The sequence below is a fragment of the Streptomyces sp. NRRL S-31 genome (assembly GCF_000718775.1).
Taxonomy (GTDB): domain Bacteria; phylum Actinomycetota; class Actinomycetes; order Streptomycetales; family Streptomycetaceae; genus Streptomyces.
The window spans coordinates 15,678-30,941 of the sequence record NZ_JOCB01000132.1 but is presented as its reverse complement, the minus strand read 5'-3'; the positions used below and the strand labels follow the sequence as shown (position 1 = coordinate 30,941).

Sequence of the window (15,264 nt, the reverse complement as noted above, 5' to 3'; positions counted from 1 at the left end):
CCCCCGCACCGGGCCTGGTCCGCCCTGCCTCCGCCCACCTGCCCCGCCCCGCGCCGAAGCGGTACGTCTTCACCGGCCCGGCACCGGACCCTCCGCCGATCCGCACGCATGCCCCGCACCCCACCGGGTACGCGAGCCGGGAGCACGCCCGGGCACGACCCGCCCGGGCAGCCCGTACCACCGCCGCTACCTGGGGATCAGCCATGGAGACACCCGCCCACCACGACCAGCCGACGCCGGCCCAGCAGGCACTGGACGCGCTGGCCGTGAACGCCGAGGACCAGACCGCGCTGGACACCCTCGCGCACAGTGACGTACTCGTCCCGGTGCCGGACGACGCGGTGAACGGAGAAGGCGCCGACGCCACGACGGTCGCCCTGCCCGTTCTGGAACAGCCCGGTGGCGACCCGGTCGTGCCGGTGTTCACCACGGAGGGCGAGATGGCCGAGCTGCTGCCGTTCGTCTCGCGCTACCGCCTGATCCCGCTCGGCGCGCTCGCCGCGCAGTGGCCCGAGGACGACCTCTCCCTCGCCATCGACGGCAGCTCCTCCCACTCCCTGACCCTCACCTCGCAGGGCGTGCGCACGCTGCTGGTCCGCTGAGCGCGACGCCTCGGCCCCGCCTGTGAGGCCGGTGAGACCGGTGAGACCCGTGCGACCAGCGGGCGCGACGCCGGCCCGCAACCAGCGCCGACCGGCCCGCCCGGAACCGCCGCCGTCACCGGGTGGGCCACCGGCCCGACCGCCCGCGCGCACCTGACCGGGCACGGTGCCGAGATCCTGCCGGACGGAGCCGAACCGCTGCTCTAGCCCGCTCGCTCCTGCTCGGCCAGCATGCGCCGCAGCACCGCCCGCTGGAGCGGCAGCACCTCGGTGTGCAGCGCCCGGCCCTTGGGGGTGAGCGCGACCCACACCCCGCGCCGGTCCTCCGCGCACACCGAACGCTCCACCAGGCCGTCCTTCTCCAGCCGGCCGATCAGCCGGGACAGCGCGCTCTGACTGAGGTGGACCCGGCCGACCAGGTTCTGCACCCGGCACTGCTCGCCCTGCTCGGGCCGTTCCGTCGCCAGCATGTCCAGCACCTCGAAGTCGCTCGCGCCCAGCCCGTGCGGGTGCAGGGCGCGGTCGATCTCGCACATCGTGCGCGCGTGCACGGCGAGGATGTCCCGCCAGCGCTCCTCGAGCCGGGTCTCGGCCGTGTTGACTGCCATAACCGCACCGTAGCACCGATCAGGACAATTGTTGACTGTGCAACTAGTGCTGGGCAAAGGCGCTCTTCCGGACCTCAGGCGGCCGGGTCCTGGAGGAGCCCCACCAGGTTGCCGTCGGGGTCCCGCACGGAGGCCACGAGCCGTCCGTTGCCGACGTCCCGTACGTCCTGGAGCGTCTCGGCACCGGCCTCCAGCAGGGCCGCGAGCCGCTCCCGGAGGTCGGTGACGTGCCAGAACGGCACCGGTCCGGTCAGGCCCTGCGCATGCCCGTTCGGGTCCAGGCCGATGTCCTGCCCGGCGGCCCGGAAACCGATGTAGTACGGCTCGTCGACGTACGGCTCGACGCCGAGCAGCGCGGTGAACAGGGCCTTGGCCCGCTCCGCGTCCTTCACGGGGTAGACGATCGTCCGCAGACCGGCGGTCATGGCACTCACTCCTTGTGGGATACGCGACCCGACGGGTGCTCGTCGGTGCTCCCACGCTAGGTCCGGCGAGCCCGCGGCGGCTTCTCCGATCCTGACCGGTCGGCCGTTCGGTACCGGACAACGGCCGCCGAGTCCCGTACCCGTCGGCGTCGCCGGGTCCACAGTGGGAAGACTGCGTACGAGGAGGGGACGGGAGGCGGACGGATGACGGTGACCCCCTCGGGCCGGATGCGGCAGACCATCCTGGAGTGGCTGAAGGACCCGGCCGCCTATTTTCCGGACACGCGCCGCCACGACCTCGGCGAGACCGGCGTCACCGCCCGGGCCATCGCCGCCAAGCTGGGCGTACCCCGCCGGACCGCCCTCGCCCACCTGGACTTCCTCACCCGCCTCGGCGTCCTGCGCATCCACCGCGTCCGCTGCAGTGTCCACTACCGGCGCGACGAGGTCCGCATCGCCGAGGTGGCCCGGATGTTCGAGAAGGGCTGGTGACGCCGACGCCGGAACCCGGAGCCCAGGGGCGTCGTGCCGACCGGAGTCGCGGACGGACGCGGCCTTACGCCTCCACCACCTCGACGGCCCGCGCGCGGCCCGTGTGGAGGTGCTGGCCGAGACCGGCGGCCGTCCCCTCGGGCCGGAGCTCCTGCCGGACGGCGACCTGGTGGTGTGCGACGCCGAACGCGGGCTGCCGCGCGTGGACACGGCCGTCGGCACCGCCCGGGCCGCCGCGCACGCGCCGTACCGGCCGAGCGGAACCGTCGGTGTCGTCGCCGTGGACGACCGGGGCCGTACCGTCCACCACCCGACCCGCCGGCGGTCCGGGTTCCGCATGGTCACCAGTGTCTGCGTCACCGGCGACGACATGGTGCTCGGCAGCTTCCGCGAGCCGGGTGCGGCGGTCTGTGCGCGGCCCGCCGTCCGCTGACCCGGGGGTACCCTGGTCCCGGCCGTGATCACCCGAGAGGGCGGGGCCGAACAGGAGAGACAGCAGCATGACAGCCCCGGAGACGCAGGCGCGCGGCGCCCGTTCCGCGCCGCGCGGGCGCACCGAGTGGCGTGCGCAGGCGCCCGTGGTCGCGGTCGTGGCCCTCGGCGGCGCGCTCGGCGCGATCGCCCGCTACGCGCTCACGCTCGTCTGGCCCACACCGCCCGGCGGCTTCCCCTGGGCGACCTTCTTGACCAATGTCTCCGGCTGTGCCGCCATGGGCGTCCTCATGGTGCTCATCACCGAGGTGTGGGCCGCCCGCCGCCTGCTGCGGCCCTTCCTCGGCACCGGTGTGCTCGGCGGCTTCACCACCTTTTCCACCTACGCGGTCGACATCCGTCAGCTGGCCGGCGCCGGCCGTCCCGAGCTGGGGCTCCTCTACCTGGCCGCGACGCTGTGCGCGGCCCTCGCGGCGGTGTGGCTGGCCTCGGCCGCCGCCCGCCGGGTCTTCACCGGGAGGCCGCGATGACGTCCCCCACCGGCCGCGCGCCGCGGCCGACCGCCCAAGGCCGTCCGGACGTCCGGTGTGCGCGGTGCCCGCAGCGGGCGGACGGAACGGAACCGGAAGGTAAGAACTCGTTGTGAACTGGCTGCTGGTCGTCGCGGGGGCCGTGGTCGGCGCACCCCTGCGCTATCTCACGGACCGTGCCGTGCAGGCCCGCCACGACTCGCTCTTCCCGTGGGGTACGTTCGTGGTGAACGTGACCGGCTGCCTGATCCTCGGGCTGGTGACGGGCGCCGCCTCCGCCGGGGCCGCCGGACCCGATCTGCGGCTGCTGCTGGGCACGGGGCTGTGCGGCGCGCTGACGACGTACTCGACCTTCTCCTACGAGACCCTGCGGCTGACCGAGGCGGGCTCCGGGCTCTACGCTGCCGTGAACGTCGTGGCGAGCGTGGTGGCGGGACTCGCCTCCGCCTTTACCGGGGTCTCACTCGCCGGCGCCCTCTGGGCCTAGGCGCGCGCCGTCCGGCCCGGCGGAACAAGTACTGTCTACAGCACTGTCGACCACACCTTCTCCAGACTGGATCCCATGAGCGCCATCTCCGTCGGCCAAGCCGTCGTCCTCGGAGTAGTCGAGGGCGTGACCGAGTTCCTCCCGGTCTCCTCCACCGGTCACCTCAAGATCGCCGAGGGGCTCATGGACATCCCCGTCGACGACAAGTCCGTCGTCGGGTTCTCCGCCGTCATCCAGGTCGGCGCCATCGCCGCCGTGCTCGTGTACTTCTTCAAGGACATCAGGCGGATCGTCACCGCCTGGTTCCGCGGTCTGACCGACCGCGAGGAGCGCTACCACCACGACTACAAGTTCGCCTGGTGGGTGATCGCCGCCACCATCCCGATCGTGGTCGTGGGCCTGGCGGCGAAGCCGCTGATCGACGGTCCGCTCGCCTCCCTGTGGGTGGTCGCCGGGTCGCTGATCGCCGGCTCGGGCGTGATGTGGGCCGCCGACCAGATGGGCCGGCACAAGCGCGGCGAGGACGACACCTCGTTCAAGGACGCGATGTGGGTCGGCTGCTCGCAGATCCTCGCCCTGCTCTTCCCGGGCTTCTCGCGCTCCGGCGCCACCATGTCCACCGCGCTCATCCTGGACCTGGACCGCGTCGCCGCCACCCGGCTCTCCTTCTTCCTCGGCATCCCGGCCCTGACCGGGGCGGGTCTGTACGAGCTGAAGGACGCCCTCGGCGCGGGCGTGGGCGCCGCCCCGCTGGCCGTCGGCACGGTCGTGTCGTTCGTCGTGGCCTACGCCTCCATCGCCTGGCTGCTGAAGTTCGTCGCCAAGCACTCCTTCAACGCCTTCGTGATCTACCGGATCGTCGTCGGAGTGCTCCTCCTCGGCCTGCTCGCCACCGGCACGCTCGGCAGCTGAACCGGCACGCCGGTCACCCACGGGGTGCGGACGCCTGATCCCGGGCGCCGCACCCCGTGCGTGTCCATGCACGTCCGTACGTGTTCATGCATGTCCATACGCGTCCGCTGATGGGCCGCCCTTGACAGGTTCTGCCCGCACCCCGCAGGATCGCTCCCGTGAACCTGTCAGACAGCCAGACAGGTGGTCCGGTCCCGCGGCGCGTCAGCGCGATGGAAGCGGTGCTCGACCACCTCCGCGGCGCCATCGAGAGCGGCCGGTACGCCATCGGCGACAAGCTCCCCTCCGAAGCCGAGCTGTGCCGCGCCCTGGAGGTGTCCCGGCCCGTGCTCCGCGAGGCGCTGCGCGCGCTCCAGACCATGGGCCTCACGGTCTCCCGCACCGGCAAGGGCACCTTCGTCGTGGCGAACACCGTCGAGGACCCCACCTTCGGCGACTACGCGGCCAGCGACCTGCTGGAGGTGCGCCGCCACGTCGAGATCCCGGTCGCCGGCTACGCGGCCCTGCGCCGTACGCCGGAGAACCTGGACCACCTGGCCCACCTGCTCGACCGCATGGAGCGGGAGACGGACACCACCGCCTGGGTCGCGATGGACACCCTCTTCCACCTCGCCGTGGCCGAGGCCGCCCAGAACCCGGTCTTCCGCCGGGTCATCGAGGAGATCCGGGACGCGCTGGCACGCCAGTCGGCCTTCCTCAACGAACTGGGCGGGCGCCGCGAGCAGTCCAACCGCGAGCACCGGGCGATCGTCGAGGCGCTGGTGGACGGTTCCGAGCAGGACGCCGTGGAGGCCATGAGCCACCACCTGGACCGCGTCGAGACGACCCTCACCGACATCGTCCGTCCCCAGCGGCCGGGCGCCCCGGCGGAAGGCGGTCCCGCGGCATGAGCGAACGGCACCTCGCGGACGGGACGCGCACATCCCGTACGACCTATACGACCTGTGCGACCCGCGTGACCCACATCCCCACCGGCGCCGACGCGTGACCCGCGTTCCGGCCGACCCCGATCCCATGATGCAGGCAGTGATGTACGAGAGTTCCCCCGCCGACGCCCCCGTCGTCCGCGAGCCCCTCCACGCCCCCGTCGCCCACCTCGTCCGTGGCGGGGTCGTCGAAGGCATCCACTACGGCTCCGTCGCCGTCCTCGACTCCGACGGCCGGGTGCGCTTCCAGCTCGGCGACATCGAGGCGGCGTTCTACCCGCGCTCGGCCGTCAAGCCGCTCCAGGCCGTGGCGATGCTGCGGGCCGGGCTGCCCCTCGACGGCGAGCTGCTGTCGCTGGCCGCCGCCAGCCACTCCGGCGAGGAGCGCCACCTCGCCGGTACCCGGCGCATCCTCGAACTCGCCGGCCTCACCGAGGACGATCTGCGCAACGTGCCCGACATGCCGTTCGACCCGGCCGTGCGGGACGCCTGGGTCCGCGAGGGCCGGCAGCCCTCCCGCCTCGCCCAGAACTGCTCCGGCAAGCACGCCGCCATGCTGTGGACGGCCCGGCTCAACGGCTGGTCCCTGGACGACTACCTGGACCCGGCCCACCCGCTCCAGCAGGCCGTCGCCGCCACCGTCGAGGAGCTGACCGGCCAGCGCGTCGCCCGGGTCACCGTGGACGGCTGCGGCGCCCCGCTGTTCGCCATCTCCCTGCACGGCCTGGCCCGCGCCCTCGCCCGGATCACCTCCGCCGAGCCCGGCACCCCCGAGGCCCGGGTCGCCGACGCGATGCGCGGGCACGCCGAGATGGCCTCCGGCTCCGGCCGGGACGTCGCCGCGCTCATGCGGGCCGTGCCCGGGCTGCTCGCCAAGGACGGCTACGAGGGCGTCGAGGTCGCCGCGCTGCCCGACGGCCGGGCCATCGCCGTGAAGATCGCCGACGGGGCGAACCGCGCGCGGATCCCGGTCGCCGCGGCGGCACTGGCCCGGGCCGGCGTCGACCCGTCCCTGCTCACCGGGTTCGCCGGCGAGCCGCTGCTCGGCGGAGGGCACCCGGTGGGCTGCGTACGCCCGGTGCGGGCACTGGACCCGATACCGCTGGGCGCTTGCGCGTAGCCATGCGCCGCGCATCGGCCGACCGCCGTGCCCCGGCCGACCACGCGCTCCGGCCCGCCGCCGTGCCCCGGTCGGCCACCGCGGGCCGGTCGTCCGTCGCGCTCCGGTCGCCCGCCTCGCGGCGAAGGGCTCCCGCGCACCGGTCGCCTGCCGCGTGCCGGTCGACGGCCGACTGCCGGCCGACCGCCGCGTACCCCACCGGCAGCCGGTGCGCCCACAGGCAGCACCGGCACCCGGCGCACCCATCGACCACCGCGCACCCATCGACCACCGCGCACCGACCGGCCACCGCGCACCGGCCCGCCGCCACCACCCGTCCTCCCGGGGACCACGCGTCGGCACCGCCCCCCGGGTCGGGCACGGCCGGTCGCGCGCCCCCGGCGTCCCGACATCCCGGCGCTCCGCCGCCCCAGTGCCCCATCGCTCCGCCGCCCCAGTGCCCCATCGCCCCGGCGTCCCTCGGCAGCGCGCCGCCCCCTCCCACCTCAGAAAGAGGACCCGCACCCTCATGACCGCCGCAACCCGCTCCGAACACGATCTGCTCGGCGACCGTGACGTACCCGCCGATGCCTACTGGGGCATCCACACCCTGCGGGCCACGGAGAACTTCCCCATCACCGGCACGCCGATCTCCGCCTACCCGCACCTGATCGACGCCCTGGCCGCGGTGAAGGAGGCCGCCGCCCTCGCCAACGAGGAACTGGGGCTGCTGGAACCCGCCAAGGCCGCCGCGATCGTCGCCGCCTGCCGGGAGATCCGGGCCGGCGAGCTGCACGACCAGTTCGTCGTGGACGTCGTCCAGGGCGGTGCCGGCACGTCCACCAACATGAACGCCAACGAGGTCGTGGCGAACCGCGCCCTGGAACTGCTCGGCCACACCAGGGGCCAGTACACCCGACTGCACCCCAACGAGGACGTCAACCTGGGCCAGTCGACCAATGACGTCTACCCGACCGCCGTCAGGATAGCGACGGTGTACGCGGTACACGGACTGCTCAAGGCGATGGCCGTACTCCAGGACGCCTTCGCCCGCAAGGCCGTGGAGTTCCGTGACGTGCTCAAGATGGGCCGTACACAGTTGCAGGACGCGGTGCCGATGACGCTCGGTCAGGAGTTCTCCGCGTTCGCCGTCATGATCGAGGAGGACCGCAGCCGTCTCGCCGAGGCCGTCGAGCTGATCCACGAGATCAACCTCGGCGCCACGGCCATCGGCACCGGCCTCAACGCACCCGCCGGCTACGCCGAGGCCGCCCGCCGCCACCTCTCCGCCATCACCGGCCTGCCGCTGGTCACGGCCGCCAACCTGGTCGAGGCCACCCAGGACTGCGGCGCCTTCGTCCAGATGTCCGGCGTCCTCAAGCGGGTCGCGGTCAAGCTCTCCAAGAGCTGCAACGACCTGCGTCTGCTCTCCTCCGGTCCGCGCGCGGGACTCGGCGAGATCAACCTGCCGCCGGTGCAGGCCGGTTCGTCGATCATGCCGGGCAAGGTCAACCCGGTCATCCCCGAAGTGGTCAACCAGGTCGCCTTCGAGGTGATCGGCAACGACGTCGCCATCACCATGGCCGCCGAGGCCGGACAGCTCCAGCTCAACGCCTTCGAGCCGATCATCCTGCACTCCCTGTCGGAGTCGGTCACCCACCTGCGCAACGCCTGCCTCACGCTGGCCGAGCGCTGCGTCACCGGCATCACTGCCAACACCGAGCGGCTGCGCGCGACCGTCGAGAACTCCATCGGCCTGGTCACCGCCCTCAACCCGCACATCGGCTACACGGCCGCGACCGACATCGCCAAGGAGGCCCTCGCCACCGGCCGGGGCGTGGCCGAACTGGTGCTGGAGAAGGGGCTGCTGCCCGCCGAGCGGCTGACGGCCCTGCTGCGGCCCGAGGTGCTCGCCGGCACCGGTCCTGTTCCGGCGATCTGACACCGCGGGCTCCCAACCACCGCCCGGTGCCTGCCGCCGGGCGGTGCGGACGGCACCGGGGCGCGGCGGCACGGGAGACGCCCCCGGTCGGTAAGAGCCGATGCATCATACCCATATGTCATGATTTCCCCCATCGGGCTTTCTGTAATGCCCTCCGTGGGACGCATAGGGGATGATGTGACGGCGTTCGCAGACGCGCTCAGGCTGCTGTCCACGGTGCAGAAGCCCTCCGTAGGGGTGTCGCCCTACACCCGGTTCGTCAACCGCCCGTTGGGCCGGGTCCTCGCCGCGATGGCGTACCGTGTCGGCGCCACGCCGAACCAGGTGACCGCGCTCAGCGCCCTCTTCACCTTCCCGGCGCTGGCCGCGGTCGCGCTGGTCCCGCCCGGCCCCGGTCTCGCGGTCTGCGTGTGCGCGGCGCTTGCCGTGGGCTTCGCCCTGGACTCGGCTGACGGGCAACTGGCCCGCGGCCGGCGGTCCGGGGGGCCCGCCGGGGAGTGGCTCGACCACGTCCTGGACTGCGTCAAGGTGGTGAGCGTCCACTCGGCGGTACTGGTGGCGCTGTACCGCTTCTTCGACCTGCCGAGCCCCGTCCTGCTGCTGGCCCCCCTGGTCTTCCAGCTGGCGGCCGTACTGGTCTTCTTCGTCGCCATCCTGACGGAGAAGCTGAAACGGCCGGAGACCGCGCCGGCGCCGCGCCCGTACCCGGCCCTGCGCTCGGTGCTGCTGCTGCCGGTCGACTACGGCGTGACCTGCCTCGGCTTCCTGTTCCTGGGCAGCGAGCGCCTCTTCCTCGGCGTGTACCTGGCCCTGCTCGCGGCCCACGTCCTCTTCCTGCCGGCCTTCCTGGTCAGGAGCTTCCGCCGGCTCGCTTGAGCGCTGCCCGGTCCGGCTGGTGCGCGGCGAGGACGTCCAGCGCGGCGCGCAGCAGCGTGCTCGACGTGTGCAGGGTGTACGGGAAGTAGACGACCTCCACACCGACCTGCGCGAAGCGCCGCTCGAGCGTCGTCCACTTCTCCGTGCCGCGCCAGTCGTCGCCCTTGAACACGACGTGGAAACCGATCCGCTCCCACATCTCCAGCTTGTCGGCCGTGGCCTCCACCACGGCCTCGTCGACGTACCGGAGGCCGCGGACGATGTCCAGCCGCTCCGCGAGCGGCACGACCGGCCGTCTGCCCTTCAGATGGACCACCTGCTCGTCGGCGACGACGCCCGCGACGAGGCGGTCGCACCGCTCCCGGGCGCGGCGCAGGATGTTGAGGTGTCCCACGTGGAAGAGGTCGAAGACGCCGGGTGCGTACCCGATGCGTTGTGCCCTCATGACTGACCTGGCCCTCTCGCGTCGGCTGGCGTGGTGACCGTGAGCGGTGCGGACCCGGTGGGGGTCCTTCTCCCGTCGGTCACCGTGATCGTGTTCTGGTGGCGGGGACCGGCGGCGACCGCGTCGGTGTACGTCATCGGCGGACGGTCCCGGAGCGCGGACCGCCGTGGCACGCCGTTGGCCGCGGTGAACCCACCGCCCGCCCGGAGGATTCCGCCGGCCGCCGCCCTGGTCCGCGGTCCGGCTTCCTCGCCGTGTCCGCCGGTCGCCGGCACGGCGGGCGGGAGCCCGCGCGCGGTGTGCGGCCGGCCGTGCCGAACGGGACCGCGTCGGCCACGCCCCGCCCGTCGGCCGTGCCGAACCAGCCGTCGGCGTGGAGCACCGTGCGGTCGGGCACCGCCTCCCGGGCCCGTACCGCCCCCTTGCCGCCGGCGAAGGAGAGGGCGTACGGCGGGAGTTCGCCGGTGGCGGGGTCGAACGCGGCGAAGTCCTCGCGCGCCGCCTCCCGCTCTCCCGGCTTCGCGTCCGGCGGCCGGATACGGCCGGAGGAGGCGCCGACGTACACGACACCGTGCGCCGTCGCGACCGACCGGACGACGCGGTCTGTCCGCCACGTCGCAGGCAAGGCCGCGGTGAACCCGGTTCGGCCGGCGGCCGGCGAGCCCGCCGCCGTGGTCGGCGCGGCGGACGTCAGGACCACCGTGGCGGAGGCCGTGGGGGCGGTCCTCGCCGGGGAGTGGCGCAGGTGCATGGAACATCCCGGGTGCGAACTGGGCATCGGCAGGGGGTGGATGATGTGACGCGGCCTCGGACGGTGTCGCCCCGGGCGGCGCTGCCCAGGCGGTGCCGCTCGGCCGGTGCCGCTCAGGCAACGCGTCGGCGCAGCACCCCGACGAGATCGCTTACGCCCAGAGTCGTACGGAAATGCCACAAACCCGTGCCGAACACGCAGACCGCCAGAGTGATTCCGAGCGTCAGGCCGGTCGCCGTGTCACCGGCCAGCAGCCGGACGGGGACCACGGCGAGCGCCGTGAGCACCAGCCCGGACCCCAGCGCCGCCACGTACCCGCCGTCGACGGTCGTGAAGCCGGGATGGCGTCGCACCAGTGCCGCCGCGACGAGGTTCTCCACGACGATCGCCGCGCCCCAGGACAGCGCGGCGCCCAGCGCGCCCAGGTGCGGGACTGTGAGCACCCCGACGGTCACCTGCACCGTGAACGCCGCGCCGGTGACCGCCAGGTGCCAGGAGCTGCGGCCTGCCATGAGCAGCACCGTCTGGGCGTTGCCCACCCCGACGTTGACCGCCGAGGCGACGCTGAGGACGGTCAGCGCGCTCGCGCCCTGGGCGAACTCCGGCCCGAACAGGGACAGGACGGTGCCGGGGAAGTCCGCGAGGAGCACCAGCAGCGGCCAGGAGAACACCACGATCCACCGGGTGGCGACGCGGTGCAGGTGGCGGGCCTGGTCCAGCTCGTCCACCGCGAGCAGGCGGCTGATCTCCGGTGCGAAGGCCAGCCGGACGGCGAGCTGGACCAGCGTCGCCGCGACGACGACGCGGCCGACGGCCGTGTAGACGCCGGCCTGTTCGCTGGTGCTCAGGCCGGACAGCAGGACGACGCCCACCCAGACCGCGCTGATGTCGAAGACGGAGGAGACGGCGCGGGGCGCGGAGAACGCCCAGAACCCGCGCCGGGCCAGGGCCGCCTCGCGCGCGGGGGCGGTACCCCGGTGCGCGCGGCGGTGACGGAGCGCGAGCCAGGCGGCGAGGGCACCGGCGAGGGTGGGGGCCAGCCACGCCACGGCCAGGCTCAGCACCCCCGGGGCCAGCAGGGCGACGGGTACGGCGATCAGCACGCGCAGCACCGGTTTGCCGATCTGCTCCACGCCCACGAACGGGATGACCGTGCCATGGCCCTGGGTCGCGCCGAGCAGGACCAGGGTGAGGGTGGCCGGCGGCAGGAACACCGAGAACAGCCGGACCAGGGTGACCGCGTCGGCCGCCGGCAGGGCGGGCAGCAGCGCGGTGGCGGCCGGGGGGCACAGGAACAGCACGGCCGCCGCCGCCGTGCTCGCCACGGCGCTCGGGACGACGGCGGTGCGCAGCAGCGCGCCCACGTGCCGGCCGCCGCCCATGGCCACGTCACGGGAGACGAAGCGCACCAGTCCGGTGTCCGCGCCGAGCTTGCAGGTGTTGCCGAGGATCGTGAAGACGGCGACGCCGGTGAACACCGCTCCCGCGCCGTGCGCCCCGAGGGTCCGGGTGACCAGGGCGACGAGGAGGTAGCCGAAGACGGCGTTCACGGCCGAGCCCAGGAAACCCCACCAGCCGCCGCGCGCGGTGGCCGCGACCCCGCTGGGGACGGGCCGTCCGGCGGCGGGCAGGGCGGTCTCGGGGGCGCTCATTTCCGGGTGGCGGCGACCGTGTCGTCCGGCGCCGGCGCACCCGGCGCACCCGGCGCACCCGGCGCACCCGGCGCGGCCTGCGCGGGCATCTCCGGGGCGACGGCCGCCTCCCGCGTCCCGCGCCGGCGGCCCGGAATCCCGCGCCGCGCCCGCGCACCGGTGCCCGTGTCGACGACCGCGCCCAGCAGGCGTCCGCCCGAGCAGTCGACCAGCTCGCGGACCCGGCGGAGGTCCTCCCGTCGGGTCCGGTCCAGGCCGGCCAGCACCAGGACGCCGTCCACCCGCTGGGCGACGTCGAGCCCGTCGGTGTGCTCCAGCAGCGGGCGGGTGACGACCAGCGCCGACTGCCGGGCGTCGGCGGCCGACAGCACGCGTGCCACCAGCGGGGCGGCGGGGACCGGGCCGGTGCCCGGGTGCGGTGTGCCGTAGAGCGTGAGCCGCCCGATGGTGCCCGTGTCGACACGGACCTGTCCCTCGGACAGGCCGGACGGCCCGTCGGTCTCCTCGCCGGCCGTCTCCGCCAGCGGCAGCCGTGCCGCGAGGCCGGGGGTGTGTCCGGTGGCGTCGACGAGCAGCACGTCGTCGCCGTACTCGGCCAGCGCGGCGGCCAGGTGCGCCGCGGCGGTCCCGGCGGTGGCGTCCTGCCGCGGCGCCACGATCAGCAGGGAGCCGCCGGGGGTACGGCCGCCGCCGTGCCGCAGTCGGAAGGCGAGCGCCCGGTAGGCGCCCGCATGGCCGCCGTCGGCCCCGCCCAGCTCCAGCGGCGCGCCGTCCGGGCCCCCGCCCGGGACGATGCCGAGGACCGGGGCACCCAGCGCGCCCTGGACCTCGGCGACCGAGCGGGCCCGCGCTTCAAGGGCGGAGCGCAGCCAGGCCAGTACGATCCCCAGCACCAGACCGCCGAGCAGGCCGATGCCGAGGAGCGCCGCGTTCCCGGGACTCGACGGGGCGGTCGGCACCGTACCCCTGCGGACGACCTCGCCGCCGGTGGTGTCGCGGGAGCGGATGTCCGCGATCCGCTTCTGCAAGGTGCTGATCTGGTCCGCGACCTCGGGTCCGGGGGCGTCCTCGCCCTTCTTCGGCCTGGCCAGCAGCGGGGCGAGCTGCTGCTCCAGGCCGCGCGTCATCCGGTCCGCCATGCCCTTGGTCCGGGCCTGCCGGTCGGCCAGGTAGGCGTCGAGGAAGGCGTTGGTCACCCGGGCCGCCCGGCGCGGGCTGCGGGCGGTGTACGCGAACCTGAGCACCTGGGAGTTGGGCGCGTAGCTGACGCTCAGTTCCCTGCCCAGCGCCGTGGCGGCGCCGGCCGGCTCGCGCAGTGTCCCGGCCGCCCGGACCGCCACCGCGGCGCTGAGCGCGACCGCCCGCTCCGTGCCCATGCTCACCTGGTTGTCGACGGACACCCCGAACGGGCTGAACGGGTCGGTCGTCGAGCGCACCAGCACCTCGCCGGTGGAGGTGTAGCTGTCGCCGCGCAGCAGTCCGAGCAGCGCCGCGCCGAGCAGCCCCAGGGCGACGCCCAGCGCCAGGGTCGCGCGGTACCTCAGCAGCTGGCGCAGCTGGTCGCGGAGCCGGTCGGGTTCGGCGGACCGGTCATCGAAGGGGGTGGGACAGGTCACGGATGCCTCCTGTTCCGAAGGATCGGGTGCGGCCGGTGCGGGTGGGCGACGGCACGGACGAGGGAGCCCGGGACCCCCGGGCGGCGCGGGTCGTGATGAGGAGCGGCAGGGCCAGCAGCAGGAACAGCGGTCCCACGACGCCCATCAGGCTGCCGCGCAGGAAGACCAACTGGTAGAAGGCGAACGCCGGTACGAGCAGCAGGGCCAGCGTGGCCGGGCGGTCCCGCAGCCGCTCCCGGACGTCGTCCATGCGGCGTCCGGCCGCCCCGAGCAGACAGAAGACGGCCACCACGGCGGGCACGCCGGCCCACAGGTAACTCTCGATCCACAGCGGCGCCGAGAGGTTCGTGAAGGTGTAACCGGCCCACTCGGCGAGCCCCACACCGGTGTCCTCGGGTTTTCCGGGCCACACCGAGCGCGGCACGGCGAACAGGAGCGGACCGAGCGCGGCCGACGGGGTGAAGCCCGCCTCCCGGGCGTAGTCGATGCCGGTCTGCATCTGCTGGTAGGCGTCGTAGTCCATGTTCATGGTGAACTGGTCGGCCGGCGACACCACGTGGACCGCCTGCCGCTGGTCGTAGCGGAAGTAGTCGCCGTAGGGGAAGACGAGCAGCACGGCCGCGGTGAGGGCGGCGGCGGTGCGGCGGAAGGCCCGCGGGCCGCCGAACCGGCGTGTGGTGCACAGCAGGACCAGGAGGACCGTTCCGGCCCAGAACCGCGGTCTGCTGACCGGGTTGTTGACGATGACGTTGAGCCCGGCCAGCAGCGGGAGCAGCAGCAGCCGCAGGCCGCGCAGCAGGCGGTCGCCGGGGGTGCTCACCCGGCGCAGGTGCAGCAGGGCGAGCAGCGCCCAGAACGCGGGGACCGCCACGGACCAGATGACCAGCGCGTGCGTCGAGTCCTTGGCGCCGCCTGTCTGCCGTACCGCCTCCCGGCTGCTGAAGAAGGCGTCCACCCCGCCGAGCCGGGGGACCAGCACGGCACCGAGCGCGAGGGCCAGGCCGGACAGCAGCAGGACGGGTACCGGCGCGAGCCGGCGGGCGAGCAGCGGTTCGAGCAGGACCGGACGGTCGCTTCCCGCGCGCCGTCCGGCCAGTGCCGCGCCGGCGCTGTAGGCGAGCAGACCCAGTTCGGTCAGGGCGGTGGCGGCGAAGGCCGTGGTGTCGTCGGCGCGGTACTCGTGGGGGTAGACGCCGGTGGCCAGCATGGCGAGCGGGGCCAGTCCGAGCCACACGTAGGAGAAGAGCCAGAACCCGAGCGCGGCCAGGCGCACCCGGGTGTCGGTGAGGACCCTGGCGAGCGCGCCGCCGGTGTGTGCCAGCACCACGCACTGAAGGGCGAGCGGCGCCCCGAACCGGGTGCCGGGGGCGCACAGGATCAGCGCCGGCAGCAGACCGGTGAGGACGACGGACCATCCGCACACGGCGGCCACGCACCGCACCCGACCGTTCCTCACCTGCGCCCCCGCG

17 protein-coding genes are annotated in these 15,264 nt (G+C 74.0%); 10 read left to right on the top strand and 7 right to left on the bottom strand.

The genetic code is table 11. The features are described 5' to 3' along the window. Nucleotides 1–203: 203 nt before the first annotated feature. The gene (locus IF37_RS0135160; RefSeq protein WP_030752483.1) at nucleotides 204–602 is read left to right on the top strand and encodes an SseB family protein; all 399 of its coding nucleotides are present in this window, start codon (nucleotides 204–206) and stop codon (nucleotides 600–602) included. A 203-nt stretch (nucleotides 603–805) separates the two neighbouring features. On the opposite strand, the gene IF37_RS0135155 is transcribed toward IF37_RS0135160, so the two are convergent. Together IF37_RS0135155 and IF37_RS0135150 are read right to left on the bottom strand one after the other, a co-directional pair. Beyond that, complete coding sequence (locus tag IF37_RS0135155) at nucleotides 806–1,210, bottom strand: MarR family winged helix-turn-helix transcriptional regulator (protein WP_030752482.1); 405 nt, start codon at nucleotides 1,208–1,210, stop codon at nucleotides 806–808. A 74-nt stretch (nucleotides 1,211–1,284) separates the two neighbouring features. Next, entirely contained in the window at nucleotides 1,285–1,635 is a 351-nt protein-coding gene (locus IF37_RS0135150; protein WP_030752480.1) for a VOC family protein, read from the bottom strand. Between the two features lie 204 nt (nucleotides 1,636–1,839). On the opposite strand from IF37_RS0135150, the gene IF37_RS0135145 reads away from it, so the two are divergent. The 9 genes from IF37_RS0135145 to IF37_RS0135105 all read left to right on the top strand — a co-directional run bounded on the left by IF37_RS0135145 (nucleotide 1,840) and on the right by IF37_RS0135105 (nucleotide 9,331). After that, entirely contained in the window at nucleotides 1,840–2,127 is a 288-nt protein-coding gene (locus IF37_RS0135145) for a transcriptional regulator (RefSeq protein WP_030752478.1), read from the top strand. 109 nt (nucleotides 2,128–2,236) lie between these two features. Further along, nucleotides 2,237–2,560, top strand: a complete 324-nt coding sequence (locus IF37_RS0135140) for a hypothetical protein (protein WP_253915937.1) — start codon at nucleotides 2,237–2,239, stop codon at nucleotides 2,558–2,560. 67 nt (nucleotides 2,561–2,627) lie between these two features. Further along, on the top strand, nucleotides 2,628–3,089 hold the full coding sequence (crcB, locus tag IF37_RS0135135) for a fluoride efflux transporter CrcB (protein WP_030752472.1): 462 nt from the start codon (nucleotides 2,628–2,630) through the stop codon (nucleotides 3,087–3,089). A gap of 112 nt (nucleotides 3,090–3,201) precedes the next feature. Further along, nucleotides 3,202–3,576 carry a fluoride efflux transporter CrcB gene (gene crcB / locus IF37_RS0135130; RefSeq protein WP_030752469.1) on the top strand — a complete coding sequence of 125 codons (375 nt, stop codon included), beginning with the start codon at nucleotides 3,202–3,204 and terminating at the stop codon, nucleotides 3,574–3,576. Nucleotides 3,577–3,651: 75 nt separating this feature from the next. Further along, a complete protein-coding gene (locus IF37_RS0135125) occupies nucleotides 3,652–4,488 on the top strand; it encodes an undecaprenyl-diphosphate phosphatase (RefSeq protein ID WP_030752466.1) in 837 nt (278 codons plus the stop codon). A 212-nt stretch (nucleotides 4,489–4,700) separates the two neighbouring features. Then, nucleotides 4,701–5,378 (top strand): FadR/GntR family transcriptional regulator, encoded by a 678-nt coding sequence (locus tag IF37_RS0135120; RefSeq protein WP_030752463.1) that lies wholly within the window; start codon nucleotides 4,701–4,703, stop codon nucleotides 5,376–5,378. 139 nt (nucleotides 5,379–5,517) lie between these two features. Further along, nucleotides 5,518–6,534 carry an asparaginase gene (locus tag IF37_RS0135115; RefSeq protein ID WP_030752459.1) on the top strand — a complete coding sequence of 339 codons (1,017 nt, stop codon included), beginning with the start codon at nucleotides 5,518–5,520 and terminating at the stop codon, nucleotides 6,532–6,534. A gap of 508 nt (nucleotides 6,535–7,042) precedes the next feature. Beyond that, nucleotides 7,043–8,455, top strand: coding sequence for an aspartate ammonia-lyase (gene aspA / locus IF37_RS0135110; RefSeq protein ID WP_030752455.1), 1,413 nt, complete (start codon nucleotides 7,043–7,045; stop codon nucleotides 8,453–8,455). Between the two features lie 177 nt (nucleotides 8,456–8,632). Continuing rightward, nucleotides 8,633–9,331, top strand: a complete 699-nt coding sequence (locus IF37_RS0135105; RefSeq protein WP_030752452.1) for a CDP-alcohol phosphatidyltransferase family protein — start codon at nucleotides 8,633–8,635, stop codon at nucleotides 9,329–9,331. Here IF37_RS0135105 and IF37_RS0135100 read toward each other — a convergent pair. The 5 genes from IF37_RS0135100 to IF37_RS0135075 form a co-directional block, all read right to left on the bottom strand. Continuing rightward, nucleotides 9,306–9,776, bottom strand: coding sequence for an adenylyltransferase/cytidyltransferase family protein (locus tag IF37_RS0135100; protein WP_030752449.1), 471 nt, complete (start codon nucleotides 9,774–9,776; stop codon nucleotides 9,306–9,308). The genes IF37_RS0135105 and IF37_RS0135100 overlap by 26 nt on opposite strands. 133 nt (nucleotides 9,777–9,909) lie before the next feature. Continuing rightward, nucleotides 9,910–10,527 (bottom strand): hypothetical protein, encoded by a 618-nt coding sequence (locus IF37_RS0135095; protein ID WP_158727438.1) that lies wholly within the window; start codon nucleotides 10,525–10,527, stop codon nucleotides 9,910–9,912. A gap of 113 nt (nucleotides 10,528–10,640) precedes the next feature. Continuing rightward, nucleotides 10,641–12,179, bottom strand: coding sequence for an oligosaccharide flippase family protein (locus tag IF37_RS0135085; protein ID WP_030752443.1), 1,539 nt, complete (start codon nucleotides 12,177–12,179; stop codon nucleotides 10,641–10,643). Continuing rightward, nucleotides 12,176–13,795: a hypothetical protein gene (locus IF37_RS0135080; protein WP_052845544.1), complete on the bottom strand. Its 1,620-nt coding sequence runs from the start codon at nucleotides 13,793–13,795 to the stop codon at nucleotides 12,176–12,178. The genes IF37_RS0135085 and IF37_RS0135080 overlap by 4 nt, the downstream gene beginning before the upstream one ends. Continuing rightward, nucleotides 13,770–15,227 (bottom strand): hypothetical protein, encoded by a 1,458-nt coding sequence (locus IF37_RS0135075; RefSeq protein ID WP_030752437.1) that lies wholly within the window; start codon nucleotides 15,225–15,227, stop codon nucleotides 13,770–13,772. Before IF37_RS0135075 ends, IF37_RS0135080 begins: the two co-directional genes overlap by 26 nt. Between the last annotated feature and the right edge of the window lie 37 nt (nucleotides 15,228–15,264).